At 67.8% G+C, this 14,833-nt stretch carries 15 protein-coding genes; 7 read left to right on the forward strand and 8 right to left on the reverse strand.

All coding sequences use genetic code 11. The annotated features are described in order from the left end of the window. The first annotated feature begins 80 nt into the window (after positions 1 to 80). A complete protein-coding gene (locus AB4120_RS24750; protein WP_149138623.1) occupies positions 81 to 1,343 on the forward strand; it encodes an SGNH/GDSL hydrolase family protein in 1,263 nt (420 codons plus the stop codon). A 53-nt stretch (positions 1,344 to 1,396) separates the two neighbouring features. On the opposite strand, the gene argG is transcribed toward AB4120_RS24750, so the two are convergent. Then, positions 1,397 to 2,722, reverse strand: a complete 1,326-nt coding sequence (argG, locus tag AB4120_RS24755) for an argininosuccinate synthase (protein WP_144203275.1) — start codon at positions 2,720 to 2,722, stop codon at positions 1,397 to 1,399. Between the two features lie 465 nt (positions 2,723 to 3,187). On the opposite strand from argG, the gene AB4120_RS24760 reads away from it, so the two are divergent. The 3 genes from AB4120_RS24760 (at position 3,188) to AB4120_RS24770 (ending at position 4,574) form a co-directional block, all read left to right on the forward strand. After that, complete coding sequence (locus AB4120_RS24760) at positions 3,188 to 3,619, forward strand: VOC family protein (RefSeq protein WP_149138622.1); 432 nt, start codon at positions 3,188 to 3,190, stop codon at positions 3,617 to 3,619. Between the two features lie 63 nt (positions 3,620 to 3,682). Beyond that, positions 3,683 to 3,886: a SlyX family protein gene (locus tag AB4120_RS24765; protein WP_144203271.1), complete on the forward strand. Its 204-nt coding sequence runs from the start codon at positions 3,683 to 3,685 to the stop codon at positions 3,884 to 3,886. Positions 3,887 to 3,977: 91 nt separating this feature from the next. After that, entirely contained in the window at positions 3,978 to 4,574 is a 597-nt protein-coding gene (locus tag AB4120_RS24770) for a DUF1439 domain-containing protein (RefSeq protein ID WP_441642972.1), read from the forward strand. Between the two features lie 6 nt (positions 4,575 to 4,580). Here the strand turns inward: AB4120_RS24770 and AB4120_RS24775 are convergent, their stop codons facing one another. Together AB4120_RS24775 and AB4120_RS24780 are read right to left on the reverse strand one after the other, a co-directional pair. Then, a complete protein-coding gene (locus tag AB4120_RS24775) occupies positions 4,581 to 5,411 on the reverse strand; it encodes an NAD-dependent protein deacetylase (protein WP_441642973.1) in 831 nt (276 codons plus the stop codon). A 10-nt stretch (positions 5,412 to 5,421) separates the two neighbouring features. Beyond that, a complete protein-coding gene (locus AB4120_RS24780) occupies positions 5,422 to 5,628 on the reverse strand; it encodes an oxidoreductase-like domain-containing protein (RefSeq protein ID WP_149138620.1) in 207 nt (68 codons plus the stop codon). A gap of 238 nt (positions 5,629 to 5,866) precedes the next feature. On the opposite strand from AB4120_RS24780, the gene AB4120_RS24785 reads away from it, so the two are divergent. Both AB4120_RS24785 and AB4120_RS24790 read left to right on the forward strand, forming a co-directional pair. Continuing rightward, a complete protein-coding gene (locus AB4120_RS24785) occupies positions 5,867 to 8,239 on the forward strand; it encodes a patatin-like phospholipase family protein (RefSeq protein ID WP_262389719.1) in 2,373 nt (790 codons plus the stop codon). A 273-nt stretch (positions 8,240 to 8,512) separates the two neighbouring features. Continuing rightward, the gene (locus tag AB4120_RS24790; RefSeq protein WP_144203263.1) at positions 8,513 to 9,361 is read left to right on the forward strand and encodes an IclR family transcriptional regulator domain-containing protein; all 849 of its coding nucleotides are present in this window, start codon (positions 8,513 to 8,515) and stop codon (positions 9,359 to 9,361) included. A 44-nt stretch (positions 9,362 to 9,405) separates the two neighbouring features. Here the strand turns inward: AB4120_RS24790 and AB4120_RS24795 are convergent, their stop codons facing one another. Then, positions 9,406 to 10,200: a flagellar brake protein gene (locus tag AB4120_RS24795; protein WP_144203261.1), complete on the reverse strand. Its 795-nt coding sequence runs from the start codon at positions 10,198 to 10,200 to the stop codon at positions 9,406 to 9,408. 193 nt (positions 10,201 to 10,393) lie between these two features. Further along, entirely contained in the window at positions 10,394 to 11,263 is an 870-nt protein-coding gene (locus AB4120_RS24800; RefSeq protein WP_149139353.1) for a LysR substrate-binding domain-containing protein, read from the reverse strand. Positions 11,264 to 11,393: 130 nt separating this feature from the next. Here AB4120_RS24800 and AB4120_RS24805 point away from each other — a divergent pair, with 130 nt between their 5' ends. Continuing rightward, positions 11,394 to 12,020, forward strand: coding sequence for a LysE family translocator (locus AB4120_RS24805; protein ID WP_149138619.1), 627 nt, complete (start codon positions 11,394 to 11,396; stop codon positions 12,018 to 12,020). Between the two features lie 24 nt (positions 12,021 to 12,044). Here the strand turns inward: AB4120_RS24805 and thpR are convergent, their stop codons facing one another. Genes thpR through AB4120_RS24820 form a run of 3 tightly spaced genes read right to left on the reverse strand, consistent with a single transcriptional unit; the run spans position 12,045 to position 14,698 of the window. Next, positions 12,045 to 12,590 (reverse strand): RNA 2',3'-cyclic phosphodiesterase, encoded by a 546-nt coding sequence (thpR, locus tag AB4120_RS24810; protein ID WP_441642974.1) that lies wholly within the window; start codon positions 12,588 to 12,590, stop codon positions 12,045 to 12,047. Between the two features lie 21 nt (positions 12,591 to 12,611). Continuing rightward, the gene (locus AB4120_RS24815) at positions 12,612 to 13,163 is read right to left on the reverse strand and encodes a methylated-DNA--[protein]-cysteine S-methyltransferase (protein ID WP_149138617.1); all 552 of its coding nucleotides are present in this window, start codon (positions 13,161 to 13,163) and stop codon (positions 12,612 to 12,614) included. Next, entirely contained in the window at positions 13,160 to 14,698 is a 1,539-nt protein-coding gene (locus AB4120_RS24820) for a DNA-3-methyladenine glycosylase 2 family protein (protein ID WP_149138616.1), read from the reverse strand. The genes AB4120_RS24815 and AB4120_RS24820 overlap by 4 nt, the downstream gene beginning before the upstream one ends. Positions 14,699 to 14,833: the final 135 nt, after the last annotated feature.

The raw sequence follows: 14,833 nt of genomic DNA on the forward strand, positions 1-14,833 counted from the left end.
GATAGGCGATTTTGCCGCATTCCCACGCAAAGAGGAATGGGCGACAGTCAGGCCCTTCCGACGTTGATGAGAGATTTCTGATGTCTGCCTACTCGCTGCTTCGCATGATTGCCCTGGCGGGCTGGATCGCCGCCGCCCCCGCCGTGGCCGCCCCGCAATGGGTGCCGACCTGGGTGGTCAGCCAGCAACCGGTCTGGCGACCCGACGAACTGCCTTTGCCTACCGGCCTGCCAGCCCGGCTCGAAGACCGCACCGTGCGGCAGGTTGCTCGCGTCAGCATCGGCGGAAGTCGGGTGCGCGTGGTGCTGTCCAACCAGTACGGCCGGGTGCCGCTGACTGTGGGGGCCGTCCAGCTCGCCCGCCATGCCGGCGGCGGCAGGATCGATCCCGCCTCCAACCATGCGGTGACCTTCGCCGGGCAACCCGCCGTCAGCATCCCGCCCGGCGCCACGGCAACCAGCGACCCGGTGCCGCTGTCGTCACCGTTGCCGGCGCTGGCCGAGGTGGCGATCAGCCTCCACCTGCCCGGGCCGACGCGGATCGACACCTTTCACTGGGATGGCCGGCAGACGGCCTATATCGTCGATGGAAACCACGTGGCGGATACCGCCCTGCCCCGGCCCGAGACCTTCCAGACCAGGCTGCTGTTGTCCGCCATCGAGGTGGAAGCCCGCCAGCCGGCGCCGGTGGTTGTGGCACTCGGCGATTCGATCACCGAAGGCAATGGCGCCACGCCCGACGCCAACCGGCGCTGGCCCGATGTGCTCGCCGCCCGGCTGGCCGGGGACGGCATCGCAGTGCTCAACGCGGGGATCTCGGGCGGGCAACTGCTGCGCGCCGGCATGGGCGAGGCGGGCCGGGCGCGCTTCGAGCGCGACGTGCTCGATGTGCCCGGCGTGCAGACGGTGATCGTGGCGCTGGGCATCAACGACATCGGCTGGCCCGGCTCGACCTTCCTGCCGACGACCCGCCTGCCCGCCGCCGCCGACCTGATCGCCGGCTACCAGTCCCTGATCGACCGTGCGCACCGGCGCGGTGTGCGCGTGATCGGCGCCACGATCACGCCGTTCGCGGGCGCGCTGGCCGTGGAGGGATCGCCGATCCACGGCTACGCCAGCCCGGAGAAGGATGCGCTGCGCCAGCAGGTGAACCACTGGGTCCGCACCAGCGGCGCCTTCGATGCCGTGGCGGACTTCGACACCGCCCTGCGCGACCCCGCCCACCCGGACGCCCTGCACCCCGCCTTTGACAGCGGCGACCACCTCCACCCGGGCAACCGCGGCTACGCGGCGATGGCCGGTGCCATCGACCCCGCCACGCTGCTACCTGCGCGCCAGCCATGAAAAAAGCCGGCAAGGTTGCCCTTGCCGGCTCTTCAGGCGATGCCTGCCCGCGCTCAGTCTTCGAGCTTCGGCAGCGCGGCGCTGGTCTTGGTCGACAGCAGGCCGCTCTTCGCGTACGTCTGGAGCTTCTCGCGGGTGTCCACGATGTCCAGCGTGCGCATCGTCAGCTGGCCGATGCGGTCCAGCGGCGTGAACATCGATTCGCCCTTTTCCATCGTCAGCCGTTCCGGCTTGTAGGTCAGGTTCGGCGACGTGGTGTTCAGGATCGAGTAATCGTTGCCACGGCGCAGTTCGATGGTCACCTCGCCGGTCACGGCGCCCGCCACCCAGCGCTGGGCCGTTTCGCGCAGCATGATGGCCTGCGGGTCGAACCAGCGGCCCTGGTACAGCAGGCGGCCCAGGCGGCGGCCATTGTCACGGTACTGCTCGATGGTGTCTTCGTTGTGGATGCCGGTGATCAGGCGCTCGTAGGCGATGAACAGCAGCGCGAGGCCCGGGGCTTCGTAGATGCCGCGGCTCTTGGCCTCGATGATCCGGTTCTCGATCTGGTCGCTCATGCCCAGGCCGTGGCGGCCGCCGATGGCATTGGCTTCCATGAACAGGTCCACGCTGTTGGCAAAGGTCTTGCCGTTCAGCGCCACGGGCTGGCCTTCCTCGAAGCGCACGGTCACTTCCTCGCGCTTCACTTCCACTTCATCGCGCCAGAACTGCACGCCCATGATCGGCTGGACGATGCGAATGCCCGAGTCCAGGTGCTCGAGATCCTTGGCCTCGTGCGTGGCGCCAAGCATGTTCGAGTCCGTCGAATACGCCTTCTCGGCCGACATCTTGTAGTCATGGCCGCTCTGGCGCATGAACTCGGACATTTCGGCACGCCCGCCCAGTTCGTCGATGAACTGCTGGTCCAGCCACGGCTTGTAGATCTGCAGGCCCGGGTTGGTCAGCAGGCCGTAGCGGTAGAAACGCTCGATGTCGTTGCCCTTGAACGTGCTGCCATCGCCCCAGATATTGACGCCATCGTCCTTCATCGCGGCCACCAGCATCGTGCCGGTCACGGCGCGGCCGATCGGCGTGGTGTTGAAGTACGTCACACCGGCCGTGGAAATGTGGAATGCACCGCACTGCAGCGCGGCGATGCCTTCCGACACCAGTTGCGCGCGGCAATCCACCAGACGGGCTTCCTCGGCGCCATACGCCTTGGCGCGGCGGGGAATGTCGTCGTAGTCCGGCTCGTCGGGCTGACCCAGGTTGGCTGTGTAGGCGTAGGGAATGGCGCCCTTCTGGCGCATCCAGAGGAGCGCGGCGCTGGTGTCGAGTCCGCCCGAGAAGGCGATTCCGACGCGCTGGCCGGAAGGAATGTGCTGCAGGATGGTAGTCATCGCCAGAAATCTAGGTGAATTTGTCGGCTCTTGGGGCGCTCCCGCGTGAAATCACCACGCGGCAGCCGATGCGGCGCCCGAACTCGTAACCTTGAATTGTGACACGCCCGGGCGGTAGCGCCAAACTGCGGGGCGCTTACGGCTTGTTCAGCGCCCCTGCGCGTAATTCCAAATCCACCTCTGCGGCAGAGAATCGGGCTCCGTCGTCGACTGAATACCCAGCATAGCTGCATCCTCATCAGAGACATGAATTGACGAACGCCAGGGAAGAGGGCGGTTTGTGGACTGGAAGATATCGGGTCGCCCTGGCAAGGAGCGCCTATCCTAGCCCGGTGCTCCCCGTGAAAACGTGTCGGTCTGTGACGGACACGAAAAGTAACAATGTGGACGTTGTCCATTTTATTTGCTAGTCTCTTGTGGACGGCGTACACAACTCGCCGGCCAACGCCAAACCAGGAGATGTCGATGTCCAAGAAAGTCCAGTCCTATCTGTTCTTCGATGGTCGCGCAGAGGAAGCGGCCGAGTTCTACAAGACCGCGCTCGGCGCCAAGGTGGAAATGCTGCTGCGCTTCCGTGACAATCCCCAGCCGCAGGATGCGAGCCCCGGTTGCGGGCCCGGTGCCGGCCATGACGACAAGGTCATGCACATGGCGCTGCAGATCGGGGACACCACGATCATGGCGTCCGATGGCGACTGCAAGGGCCAGGCCGCCCTCCAGGGCTTTGCGCTGTCCATCACCGTGCCGGACGCAGCAACGGTCGACAAGACGATCGCCGCGCTGGGCGCAGGCGGCAACGTGGTCATGCCGGCGATGAAGACCTTCTTCTCCGAGCGCTTCGGCATGGTGGCGGACAAGTTTGGTGTGACCTGGATGGTCCTGGTGCCGGGCGAATAAACGCCGATGGCAGGGTCCCGGCCTGGCCGTGCCGTAAAATGCGCGGCCAACCGGAGACATGCCATGGAATCCCGCCTGACCGACCTCGAGATCAAGGTCGCCTTCCAGGAAGACCTGATCGAGACGCTGAACCTGGCCGTCGCGCGCCAGCAGCAGCAGCTGGACCTGCTCCAGGCCCAGTTCCGGGCGCTGTACCAGCAGGTCCGGACGAGTGCCTCGACCGCCGCCGAGAGCAATCCGCAGCATGAGATTCCGCCGCATTATTGATGCTGCGCCCGCCGTGCGGTGCAAACATCACACAGGAACGATGCCCCCGGGGCCCGGTCTGACCGGCAACGATGCCAACCGAACCGAGCCCATGGCCCGTCCCCTGACAAATCTCACGAATCGCGTCTTCCCCGCCCGGCGCGCGCTGCTGGCCACCGCCGCAGCCGCCGCGCTGGGCAGCTTCGCCCTCGCCCATGCCGCCTATAACGTCTGGACTGGCGAATACACCTTCACCAAGGCCGAGTTGCAGCATGCCGTCGAGAAGCGTTTTCCCGCCACGCTGCGCTATGGCGAACTGGTGAGCGTGCAGTTGTCGCACCCGCGCCTGGTGCTGGACGAGGCCACCAACCGCATCACCACGCAGATGGATGCGGCCGTCAGCAACACCATCCTGCCGTCGCCGCCGGTCAACGGCACGCTGGCACTGAACAGCGGCGTGCGCTACGACGCCACGCAGCGCGCCGTGCTGCTGGACAATCCCGCGGTCCAGCAGGTCCAGGTGCAGGGCATGAGCCAGTACAACGAGCAGCTCAATGCCATCGGCGCGGTGGTGGCGCAGCAGCTGCTGAAGGACTATCCGCTTTATACGTTCAAGCCCGAGGAGTTGCGCTTCAACGGCAAGGACGTGCAGCCGGGCGCGATCACCGTGGCGGCGGACGGCATCCGCGTGAAGCTGGATCTTCGCTGATCCGACCTAACCCGCGCCGGGTGCCAGCCCCAGCGCGGCGGCAAGCCCCGCCAGCGTCGGCCCGATCGGGGCGAGCACCTTGAGCGTCAGCAACGGATCGGCACGCGTGGTGCCAAGGTTCAGGGCGGCAATCGGCAAGCCATGCTCGTGCGCCCAGACGCAGAAGCGATACCCCGAAAACACCGTCAGCGACGAGCCGATCACCAGCACGGCGTCCGCTGCATCGAGCGCCAGCCGCCCGGCCGCCACGCGCTCGCGCGGCACCGATTCGCCGAAGAACACCACATCGGGCTTGAGCAGCCCTTCGCAGCGCTCGCACACCGGTACCGCGAAGTTGTCGAACAGCGGCGACTCCAGATGGGCGTCGCCATCGGCCGCCGGCAGCGCCGACACATCGCGGAATTCGGGATTGTGCTGCCACAGCCAGCGCTGGATGTCCGCGCGCGGGTAGCGCGTGGCGCAGGACAGGCAGATGACCTGGCCGATACTGCCGTGCAGTTCGATCACCCCCCGGCTGCCGGCGCGCTGGTGCAGGCCATCCACGTTCTGCGTGACCAGCCCGGTCACGCGCCCGGCATCGCCCAGCTCCGCCACCACGCGATGGCTCACATTCGGCTGGGCGCCGGCCGCCACGGGCCAGCCCACCATGCTGCGCGCCCAGTAGCGCTGGCGCGCCGCGTGGCCGCTCAGGAAGGCGGTGATGGTCATCGGCGCGGAGCGCTGCCACCGGCCCTGCTCGTCGCGGTAGCCCGGAATGCCGGAATCCGTGCTGATGCCCGCACCGGTCAGCACGAACAGGCGCGGATGACGCCGCACGAAGTCGAGAAGGTCTTCCACCGGCTGCAGGCTACGAAGTGGACGATGTGGAGGCGGATGGCACCTCTGCGTGCGCCGCCTGGCGAGACTCCCACGCCCTCAGCTCCTGCCGGTAGCGTTCCATTTCGTCGTTGTAATAGTCAAAGATGCACGGATCGCAGCCGCTCTGGCAGCACTCGTTGTCGCCAGGGCGCTCGGGCGGGAGCGGACGCGGATCGTCGGAAACTGGGGAAGACACGGCTCAAGACCTGAAGGAAATGTTACGGCGCCAGTATATGCCGCCTGCCAGGTTCGGGCCGGCGGCGGCAGGCGGACAGCCGCCCACCCGGCGCCGCCCTGATCTGCATCGTTCGAATCCGATATTGAATTGTTTCGAAGGTGTCCCATCGCGCACACGTTTGCTGCGGCAGGCTGCTAGCCTTGTGGCAAGGTTGCCGTCGGCCACCTCTGAGGCGTGGATGATCGGATACGCTGCCATGCGCGTTGCGACGCGACTCCTTTCCCTGTGCAGCCTGCTTGCCGCGATGCTGGCGACGCTGGCGGTCGCGCCGGGCCCGGCCATGGCCGAGGAGCCGCCGCCGCAGGGCGGCACCTTCCGCCTGCCCTCCTACACCCCCAGCAACATCGTCCCGGCGCCGAATCCGCCCTTCCCCGCGCCCGCCCTCCTCGCCCCGGCCACGCCCGGCGGCACGGTCGAAGGGGCCGCGGCCAAGGCTCACCCGGTGGGCCGCCCCAAGATCTGCCTGGTATTGTCCGGCGGCGGCGCGCGCGGTGCGGCCCATATCGGCGTGCTGAAGGTGCTCGAGGAACTGCGCGTGCCCGTGGACTGCATCGCCGGCACCAGCATGGGCTCGCTGGTCGGCGGCGCGTATGCCAGCGGCATGAGCATCCCGGACATGGAGGAACTGGTCGGCGGGCTGTCCACCAGCGCCATCTTCAAGGAACGGCCGCCGCGCCAGGACCTGGCCATCCGCCGCAAGCTCGATGACCACACCAACCTGTTCACGCCCGAGATTGGCGTGCGCTCGGACGGGCTGCTGCTGCCCAAGGGCGCGGTGTCCGGCGTGCAACTGGAGACGGTGCTGCGCAAGCTGGCCAACACCCCCGGCTATCGGAACTTCGATACCCTGCCGATTCCTTACCGCGCCGTGGCCACCGACCTCGTCGCCGGCACCGCCGTGGTCTTCACCGAGGGCGAGCTGGCGAACGTGATGCGCGCCAGCATGTCCGTACCCGGCGCCGTGGCGCCCACCGAATACCAGGGCAAGCTGCTCGTCGATGGCGGCCTGACCGACAACCTGCCCGTGGATGTGGCGCGCGCCATGGGCGCCGACATCGTGATCGCGGTCAACCTCGGCACGCCGCTGATGAAGCGCGAGGACCTGACCTCGCTGATCGGCGTGACCAGCCAGATGCTGAACATCCTGACCGAGCAGAACGTGCGCGCCTCGCTGGCGTCGCTGCGGCCCTCGGACATCCTGATCCTGCCCGAACTCGGCGAGTTCTCGGCCGGCGACTTCGACCACCTGCCCAAGACCATTCCGATTGGCGAGGAAGCCGCCCGGCGCCAGCATACCCGGCTCGCCGCGCTGTCGATTCCGCCTGACGAATACGCCACCCTGCGCGCCGCGCAGCACAATCTGTCACCGCCGGACCTGCGACCCGTGGACGAAATCCGCTTCGCGCCGATGGAGCGCGTGAGCCCCGCATTTGCCGCCGCGACGATGGAAACCCACCCCGGCGAGCCGATCTCGCAGGCCACGCTGGACCGCGACATGCGCCGGCTGTTCGGCACCGGCGATTTCGAGCACGTGAACTACCGCTTCCTCGAGGAACCCGGCAAGCGGGTGCTCGGCGTGGAGGCCATCGAGAAATCGTACGGGCCCAACTACCTGCGCTTCGGGCTCGGCCTCAGTTCCGACTTCCGGGGCGACGCCTATTTCAACCTGCTGGCCAGCTACCGCCGCACGTGGATCAACTCGCTCGGCGCCGAATGGCGCACGGACGCCCAGGCGGGCCAGACCTCGAGCCTGACCAGCGAGTTCTACCAGCCGCTGGATACCCGCCAGCGGTTCTTCATCGCCCCGCGCTTCGAACTCGAACGCCGCCCCGTCAATGTCTTCAGCGGCACCCAGCGGATCGCCCAGTACGACCTGCGCCGCACGGACCTGGCGCTGGACGTGGGCACGCAGATCACCAAATATGGCGAGGGACGCCTGGGCTTCGTGCTCGGCCACCAGAACGCGTCGCTCTCCACCGGGCCGGCCTTCCTCGCGCCGCGCCAGGAAAGCATCGAGCGCCGCGCCTTCACGGCCCGGGTGCTGGTGGATCAGATCGACAGCATCAACTTCCCGCGCTCCGGCTATGGGGCGACGATGAACGTCTACTCGTCGCAAGGCGTTCTGGGCGCCACCGACACCTATACCAAGGGCGACCTGACCGCCACCTATGCCCACTCCTTCGGCAACAACACCATCAACGTGGGAGTGCGGGCCGGCTCCAACCTGGGCGGGCCGGCACTGCCGCCGTATGCGATGTTCCAGTGGGGGGGCTTCCTGCAGCAATCCGGCTACTCCACCGGGCAACTGATCGGCGGCAATATCCAGTTCGCGCGGATGGTCTATTACAACAAGCTCGTGCGGCAGACCTTCCTCGAAGGGGTCTACGCCGGGTTCTCGCTGGAGGCCGGCCGCGTGGGAGATCCGCTGGTGCCGGGAAGCCCCACCGGGCTGCTCAAGTCGGGGTCCGCCTTCCTCGGCCTGGACAGCCCGATCGGGCCGTTCTACCTCGCCTATGGGCGCGCGGCGGGCGGCCATTACGCGTTCTACCTGTTCCTGGGCAAGCCTTAGGACGCATCGGACGAATTCCGGCGCGGCCGATGTGATGCCACTAGCGCAAAGTGCGCTACGGCCAACCCCCACCGAGGTGGCATGTCGGCAGGAAGTGCTGCTGCCTATACTGGCCTCGTCGTTGGGACCCCCGTCCCGGGCGACACCCCTTACCCAGTCGCCGCCCCAATCGGCGACATTTTTTTTGGGCGAATCCCGGCAGGCCCCGCCGTGGGACGTTAAGATGCGCGATTATCGAACGCCCCCCGCATCGCATTTCCTGCCGATTCCCATATGGACGCCCCCGCTCCCATCAGTCTCAAGCCCGCACAGGCCGACTCCGTCCGCGCCGCCCGGCCGCCGGCCGACATCCTGTCCAGCTTTGCCGGCGATCCGAATTTCATGCTGTCGCTGGCACGCGGCCTGACGGTGCTCGAGGCTTTCTCCGAGCGCAAGCGCCCACTCACTATCTCGCAGGTGGCACAGCGCACGCAGCTGTCGCGCGCCTCGGTGCGGCGCTGTCTCTATACGCTGGAGCAGTTGGGCTATGTGAGCCAGCAGGACGGGCACTTCGCGCTGCGGCCGCGCGTGCTGCATCTGGGCCACGCGTACTTCTCCTCGACGTCGCTGGTCTCGGCGGCGCAACCCATCCTCGACAACCTCAGCACGCGCATCCACGAGACCTCGGCCCTGGCCATTCTCGACGGCACGGACATTCTTTACCTGGTGCGCTCGGAAGTGCAGCGTGTGCTGACCCACGCACTTGGAATGGGGAGCCGGCTGCCGGCCTATTGCACGTCCACGGGCCGGCTGCTGCTGGCCCACCAGCCCGAGGCGGTGCTCGAGGCCTTCTTCGAACATGCCGAACTGCGCCCGCGCACCTTGCAGACCAAGATCTCGCGCCCGGAGCTGGAAGCGGCCTTCCGGCGCGCGCGGGAGCTGGAATATGTGCTGATCGACGAGGAACTGGAACCGGGTTTGCGGGCGATTGCCGTGCCGGTGCGGTCGCTCTCGGGCACCGTGGTGGCGGCCATCAGCGTCAGCGTGAAGGCCACCCGGGTGTCCGAGGCGGAGATGGTGGCGCGGCTGTTGACCCCCATGCGGGAGGCCGCCGCTGCCATCGGGAAGCTGATTGGGACCTGAGCGGTCCCTGAGCGGTCCCGATCAGGGGGCTCAATTCCGAAAAATCAGCCCCGGTGTGCCAGTTCGAGCTGGAACACCAGCCGCTGGAGGAAGTTCTCCATCCGGCCATCCGGGTTCAGGAAGGCGCAGCCATAGTGGTGCACGGTGTTGTCGTCGAAGCCGACCAGCCAGTGGCCCACCACCTGCATGTCCAGTTCCAGCCGGCCCAGTTCGGCAAAATCCAGCACACACTTCTTGATGACCGTGCCCACCGGCAGCTGGTCAGCGCCCACCGTGCGCGAGCGCAGGCCCGCGCCGGACAGCGACAGATCGGCGATATCAAGGTGCAGCGTGCGCTTGTCGGGTGTCTCCGGCAGATGGATCTGGCAGCGGTAACCCTTGGTCAGCAGCGTGCGCGCGCGGAAATGGCGGCGGCGCTGGAAGTGGTAGAGCTTGTCCGGGAAATCGGCGATGAAGGCCGGCCCGCCCTCGAAGCGCGTGGCGCCGGGCACGCCGACCACGAAGTTCACCGGCACGCCGCGCAGCAGCCCCGAGAACGCATTCTTGTCCGAAGCCATCAGCGCCTGGCGCTCTGCATCCGCGCGGCACCAGTCGAAGATAAAGGTGCGGTTGGCCGGATCCACGTGCAGGATCGACGTCACGATCTCCGAGCCGCGCGCCGAACGCACGTTCAGCAGGCACTTCTGCCAGGCCAGGTCGCGCAGGACTGTGCCGATCTGCGAGCTGTGGGTCAGGCGGTAGCGTTCATCCGACTGCGCGCCTTCCTGCTCGTCAGGTTCGCCCTCGATCTGGGACCGGTTTTGGGCCTGCTCGGACCCTCGGGAATCTTGGACACTCATGGGGAATACGCTACGTCGAAAGTGGTTACTCGCCGTCTTGCCTGGGGCGGGCAACGCTTTGTGGATCTGGCTGCGGCCAGCGCCGCATGGTAAGCGCCGCCCGGGGATGGCGCAAGGTCATGCCTTGGCCTTCGGCAAAATACGACGTAACTTTAGCAACCGACTTCCGGGGGGTAGCGGTTGCAGCGCCTTTTCAGCCGGATTCCATCTCCGTGCGAAGCCAGCCGTGCAGGGCCTCCAGCCGGGCATCCTGGGCGAACGGCGCCGAAGCAATCAGGTGGTAGGACGACCCGTCCGCCACAAACCCCAGCGGCGCGGCCAGCCGGCCATCGGCCAGTTCATCGGCCGCCATCAGCCGCGACGCCATGGCCCAGCCCAGGCCCGCCGCAGCCGCCTGCAGGCTCAGGTAGAAGTGTTCATACCACTGGTCTGACCGGCCGATCTGGACCGCGGAATCCCCTTTCCCCTCCCCGGCAAGCTGCTGCCAGCGCTGCCAGGCATCGGGCCGGGTGCGCGTGTGGAGGCGCGTGACCGCCGCCGGGTCCGCCGTGGCCAAATCCGGCCGGCAGACTGGCCCGACGCACTCCTGCGCCAGTTCGCGCGTATGCCAGCGTGTATCGAACGGGAAATCGTTGCGGCGCAGCGCCACGTCCACCCCGCTTTTCCGGAAATCGATCGGCCCGCCCGCCGCCATCAGGTGCAGCGCGATGTCCGGATGGGCGGCGGCAAAGCGCGACAGCCGTGGAATCAGCCAGCGCATGGCGATGGTCGGCTCGCACGACAGCACCAGCGCGGCACGCGGCGCCGGCGCGCGGATCCGGGCGACCGCCTCGGCCAGCCCCGCCAGAGACTGCGTGGCGGCGGCGTGGAGCGTGCGGCCCGCCTCGGTCAGGAAGACGGCGCGGTTACGGCGCTCGAAGAGTGGCACACCGAGCGCCTCTTCCAGTTGGCGGATCTGACGGCTGATGGCGCCGTGGGTCAGGTGGAGTTCGTCGGCCGCGCGCACAAAGCTGCCAAGCCGTGCGGCGGCCTCGAAGAACCGGATTGCGCCCAGCCAGTGCATCGGCGGCAAATCGCTCATCTGTCAGGTTTCCTCACAGTTTTCGGCGAGTATATATCGGTTGTCTGGCCCGATTCAATCTGGCGAAAATGGCGGCGCCGTCCTCCTCTATCGAACCGGAAAACTCACTGATATGTCGCCCCTTGCCGAAGCGCTGGCCGTCGCCAGCATCACCCTCCTCGCCGTGATCAGCCCCGGCCCCGACTTCGCCATGGTCACGCGCAACAGCTATCTGTTCGGCCGCCGCACGGGGCTGTTGTGCGCGCTGGGCATCGCGCTCGGGGTGCAGGTGCACGTGTGCTACACCATGTTCGGCGTGGCGATGCTGATCGAGCATGCGCACGGCTGGCTGACGGCGGTGAAGCTGCTCGGCGCGGCCTATCTGATCTGGATCGGCATCAAGACGCTGAGCAACCGCACGCCGCTGACGGTGGATACACGCGAGGCGCCGGCATCATCCAACTGGGCCTCGCTGCGAATGGGATTCCTGACCAATGCGCTCAATCCCAAGACCACGCTGTTCGTGGTCAGCACCTACACGCAGGTGGTGGATGCCCATACGCCGTGGGCGGTGCAACTGGGCTACGGGCTGTTCATGTCCGTGGCGCACTGGGCGTGGTTCAGCCTCGTGGCGTGGGGGTTCGGCGCGGCGCCGCTGCGCGCTGCCATGCTGCGCCGGCAGGGTTTGATCGACAAGACGCTCGGCGCGGCGCTGTGCGGGCTCGGGGTGGCGCTGGGGCTCAGCAACCTGGGGCGCTAGCGGCTAGCGGCTAGCGGCTAGCGGCTAGCGACTAGCGACTAGCGGATAGACAGCACGCGGCATGTGGCGCGCGCCCTCCGGGCTCAGAAAACTCTCAAAAAGGACGAAGCGCTCGGCGGTCCACGCCGGCAGGGTCAGGTCGTGCTGCGCGGCGAGCCAGTCGCGCATCACCGCCTCCGGCAAGCCCGGACGGCAACGCGCCACGGTCAGGTGCGGATGAAAGCGACGGCGCTCGCGCGCGATGCCGATGTCGGCCAACGCAGCCTCGATGGCGTCGAACAGCGCGGTCAGGCGGTCATCGTGGGCCAGACCGGCCCACAGCACGGCGCCCTGACCGCCCCGGAAGCGTCCGACGCCCTGAACCTGCATCGTCAACGGCGGCGCCTGGATGCCCGCCAGCGCCTTGCCGATGCGCGCGGCGCTGTCTTCGTCCTGATCGCCAAGGAAACGCAGCGTCAGGTGCAACTGCGCGGCCGGCACGGGCCGCACGCCGCGATGCACCGGCAGCGTATGCAGCAGGCCCGCCGCCACGGCGGGCGGCGTGTCGATGGCGATGAACAGCCGGGGCAAAGCGAGGAATCGGCCGACAGGTCAGCCGAACGCCAGCGCCGACTGCAACCCCTGCGCGCGCGGCGCCGGGACGTCGAGATCCACGCCCCGGACCCCCTCCAGCCGCAGCAGCGCCCGCTTGCGGTCCACGCCGCCGGCGTAGCCGGTCAGCGCGCCAGACGCGCCGAGCACGCGATGGCAAGGCACGATGACCGAAAGCGGATTGCGCCCGACGGCGCCCCCCACCGCGCGCGAGTGCGCAGGGGGCAGGCCGAGACCGGCGCCAAGCTGCCCGTAGGTCGAAGTTTCGCCAAATTCGATGTCGCACAGCGCCTGCCAGATGCGCTGCTGAAAGGCGCTGCCGACGAAGCGGATGGGCACCGCGAAAGTCTGCAACGCCCCATCGAAATAGGCGGCCAGCTCTTGCGCCGCCTGGTCCAGCACGCGCTGGTCGGCCGCCGATGCGAGGCGGGTCGCCGGCGCGCCGGCGGGGTAATACTTCTGCCCGGAGAAGAACATGCCGGTCAGCGCGCCTTCGTCGGCCCGCAATAGCATTTCCCCGAGAGGACTGTCGATGATCTGATAGCTGGTCATGCTGCCTGCTCCTTGCTGTGATCTTCGGATCGATCTTCTGATGGATCCTCCATCGGCTCGCCGGACGCCGGCGGCGTGCCATAGCGATGCCAGAGATGTATGGCCGCATAGGCGCGCCACGGCGCCCACTGCGCGGTGCGGTCGTGCATCGCGCGCACCGTGCTCACGGCGAGCACCTTGCGCAGCGCGTAGTCGGTGGCCGGAAAGGCGTCCGGCCAGCCCAGCGCGCGCATGGCGATGTACTGCGCGGTCCAGTCGCCGATGCCATCGACCTCGCGCAGCCGGGCCACGGTCTCCTCGGGCGGCGCGAGCGGATCGAGCGCGATCTCGCCCGAGACAATTCTTAACGCCAGCGCGCGGATCGTGCGCAGCTTGCCCGGCGTCACGCCGGCCTCGTGGTACACCGCATCGGGCAGGTCGGCCAGCGCCTGCGCGGTCGGGAACACGTGGGTCAGCGGCGGCTGGCCGGCCATGGCGGGCAGCCCGGTGAGCGCCTGCGGCGGCAGGGGCTCGCCGGCCAGCGAGACCAGCCGCGTGAGAATCCGCCGCGCCTGGATCACGGAAATCACCTGGCCGACGATCGCCCGCACCGCAATCTCGAAACCATCGAACGTGCCCGGCAGGCGCATGCCCGGCACATCGGCGGCGAGGTCGCCAAGATGGCGGTCCACCACGTCCGGCCGGCAGCCCAGGTCGCACAGCCGCCGCACCTTACCCAGCGATTGCGGAATCGCGTGGGCCAGCGTGCCGGAGAGCGTTACGCGCAGCACGGTGCGCTTCGGCACGTGCTCCAGCCGTACCCAGCCGAGGTGGCGCTGCGCGCCCACGTCAACGGCCAGCGTGCGGAGGTAGACATCGGCTCGTACTTGTTCGATGCCATCCACGACCCGCACGCCGAGGAAGGCCAGCAGCGCGGACCACGCCAGCGGCGGGCGGTAGCCCAACTCGAACACGAGCTGGTCGGCCATGCCTTCGGCCGCGCGGCGGCGCATGGCGAGCGGGGTCAGGCCGTAGCGCTGGCGCAGCACGTCGTTGAAGCGCCGCACACTGCCAAAACCCGCCGCCAGCGCCACCTGCGTGACGGGCAGCGTGGTGTCGGTCAGCAGCCGCTTGGCCAGCAGCAGTTTCTGCGTCTGCGCGTACTCGAGCACCGAGACGCCGAACTGGGCATCGAACAGGCGCCGCAAGTGACGCTCCGTCACCCCGATGCGCCTGGCGAGTTGCGCTACGCCAGCCTCGGCCATGAACCCTTCGTCGATCAGCGTGGCCGCCGCCTGCGCGAGCCGCCCGGAAATATCGGCCAGCCCGTGCCCGGGCGCCAGTTCCGGCCGGCAGCGCAGGCAGGGGCGGAAGCCATGCTTCTCGGCCGAGGCGGCGGTGTCGTAGAACGTGCAGTTCTCGCGCCGGGGCGTGCGCACCGCGCAGATCGGCCGGCAATAGATACCCGTGGACGACACGCCAACGAAAAAGCGTCCGTCGAAGCGCCGGTCGTGCGAGGCGACTGCCTTGTAGCAGGTGTCGGGATCGAGGTTCATGGGAAGCATCCTACCGCTTCCGGCGCCGGGAAATGCGCTGGAATCGGACATTCGCCTGAGACAAATGTCCCCGATTCTGAAAGTGCGGCCCCGCGCGTTCCGGGACGGTGCGACGGGGCTAGAATCGCATCACTC

It is taken from the genome of Cupriavidus sp. 2KB_3 (assembly GCF_052115685.1).
Classification (GTDB): domain Bacteria; phylum Pseudomonadota; class Gammaproteobacteria; order Burkholderiales; family Burkholderiaceae; genus Cupriavidus; species Cupriavidus campinensis.

What these genes read in the sequence shown, in the direction of transcription:
- AB4120_RS24790 (WP_144203263.1), top strand. Translation starts at nt 8,513, where the DNA reads ATGGACGCCCCCGCTCCCATCAGTCTCAAGCCCGCACAGGCCGACTCC.
- argG (WP_144203275.1), bottom strand. Translation starts at nt 2,722, where the DNA reads ATGACTACCATCCTGCAGCACATTCCTTCCGGCCAGCGCGTCGGAATC.
- AB4120_RS24765 (WP_144203271.1), top strand. Translation starts at nt 3,683, where the DNA reads ATGGAATCCCGCCTGACCGACCTCGAGATCAAGGTCGCCTTCCAGGAA.
- AB4120_RS24805 (WP_149138619.1), top strand. Translation starts at nt 11,394, where the DNA reads ATGTCGCCCCTTGCCGAAGCGCTGGCCGTCGCCAGCATCACCCTCCTC.
- AB4120_RS24820 (WP_149138616.1), bottom strand. Translation starts at nt 14,698, where the DNA reads ATGAACCTCGATCCCGACACCTGCTACAAGGCAGTCGCCTCGCACGAC.
- AB4120_RS24815 (WP_149138617.1), bottom strand. Translation starts at nt 13,163, where the DNA reads ATGACCAGCTATCAGATCATCGACAGTCCTCTCGGGGAAATGCTATTG.
- AB4120_RS24760 (WP_149138622.1), top strand. Translation starts at nt 3,188, where the DNA reads ATGTCCAAGAAAGTCCAGTCCTATCTGTTCTTCGATGGTCGCGCAGAG.
- AB4120_RS24795 (WP_144203261.1), bottom strand. Translation starts at nt 10,200, where the DNA reads ATGAGTGTCCAAGATTCCCGAGGGTCCGAGCAGGCCCAAAACCGGTCC.
- AB4120_RS24770 (WP_441642972.1), top strand. Translation starts at nt 3,978, where the DNA reads ATGGCCCGTCCCCTGACAAATCTCACGAATCGCGTCTTCCCCGCCCGG.
- AB4120_RS24785 (WP_262389719.1), top strand. Translation starts at nt 5,867, where the DNA reads ATGCGCGTTGCGACGCGACTCCTTTCCCTGTGCAGCCTGCTTGCCGCG.
- AB4120_RS24800 (WP_149139353.1), bottom strand. Translation starts at nt 11,263, where the DNA reads ATGCACTGGCTGGGCGCAATCCGGTTCTTCGAGGCCGCCGCACGGCTT.
- AB4120_RS24750 (WP_149138623.1), top strand. Translation starts at nt 81, where the DNA reads ATGTCTGCCTACTCGCTGCTTCGCATGATTGCCCTGGCGGGCTGGATC.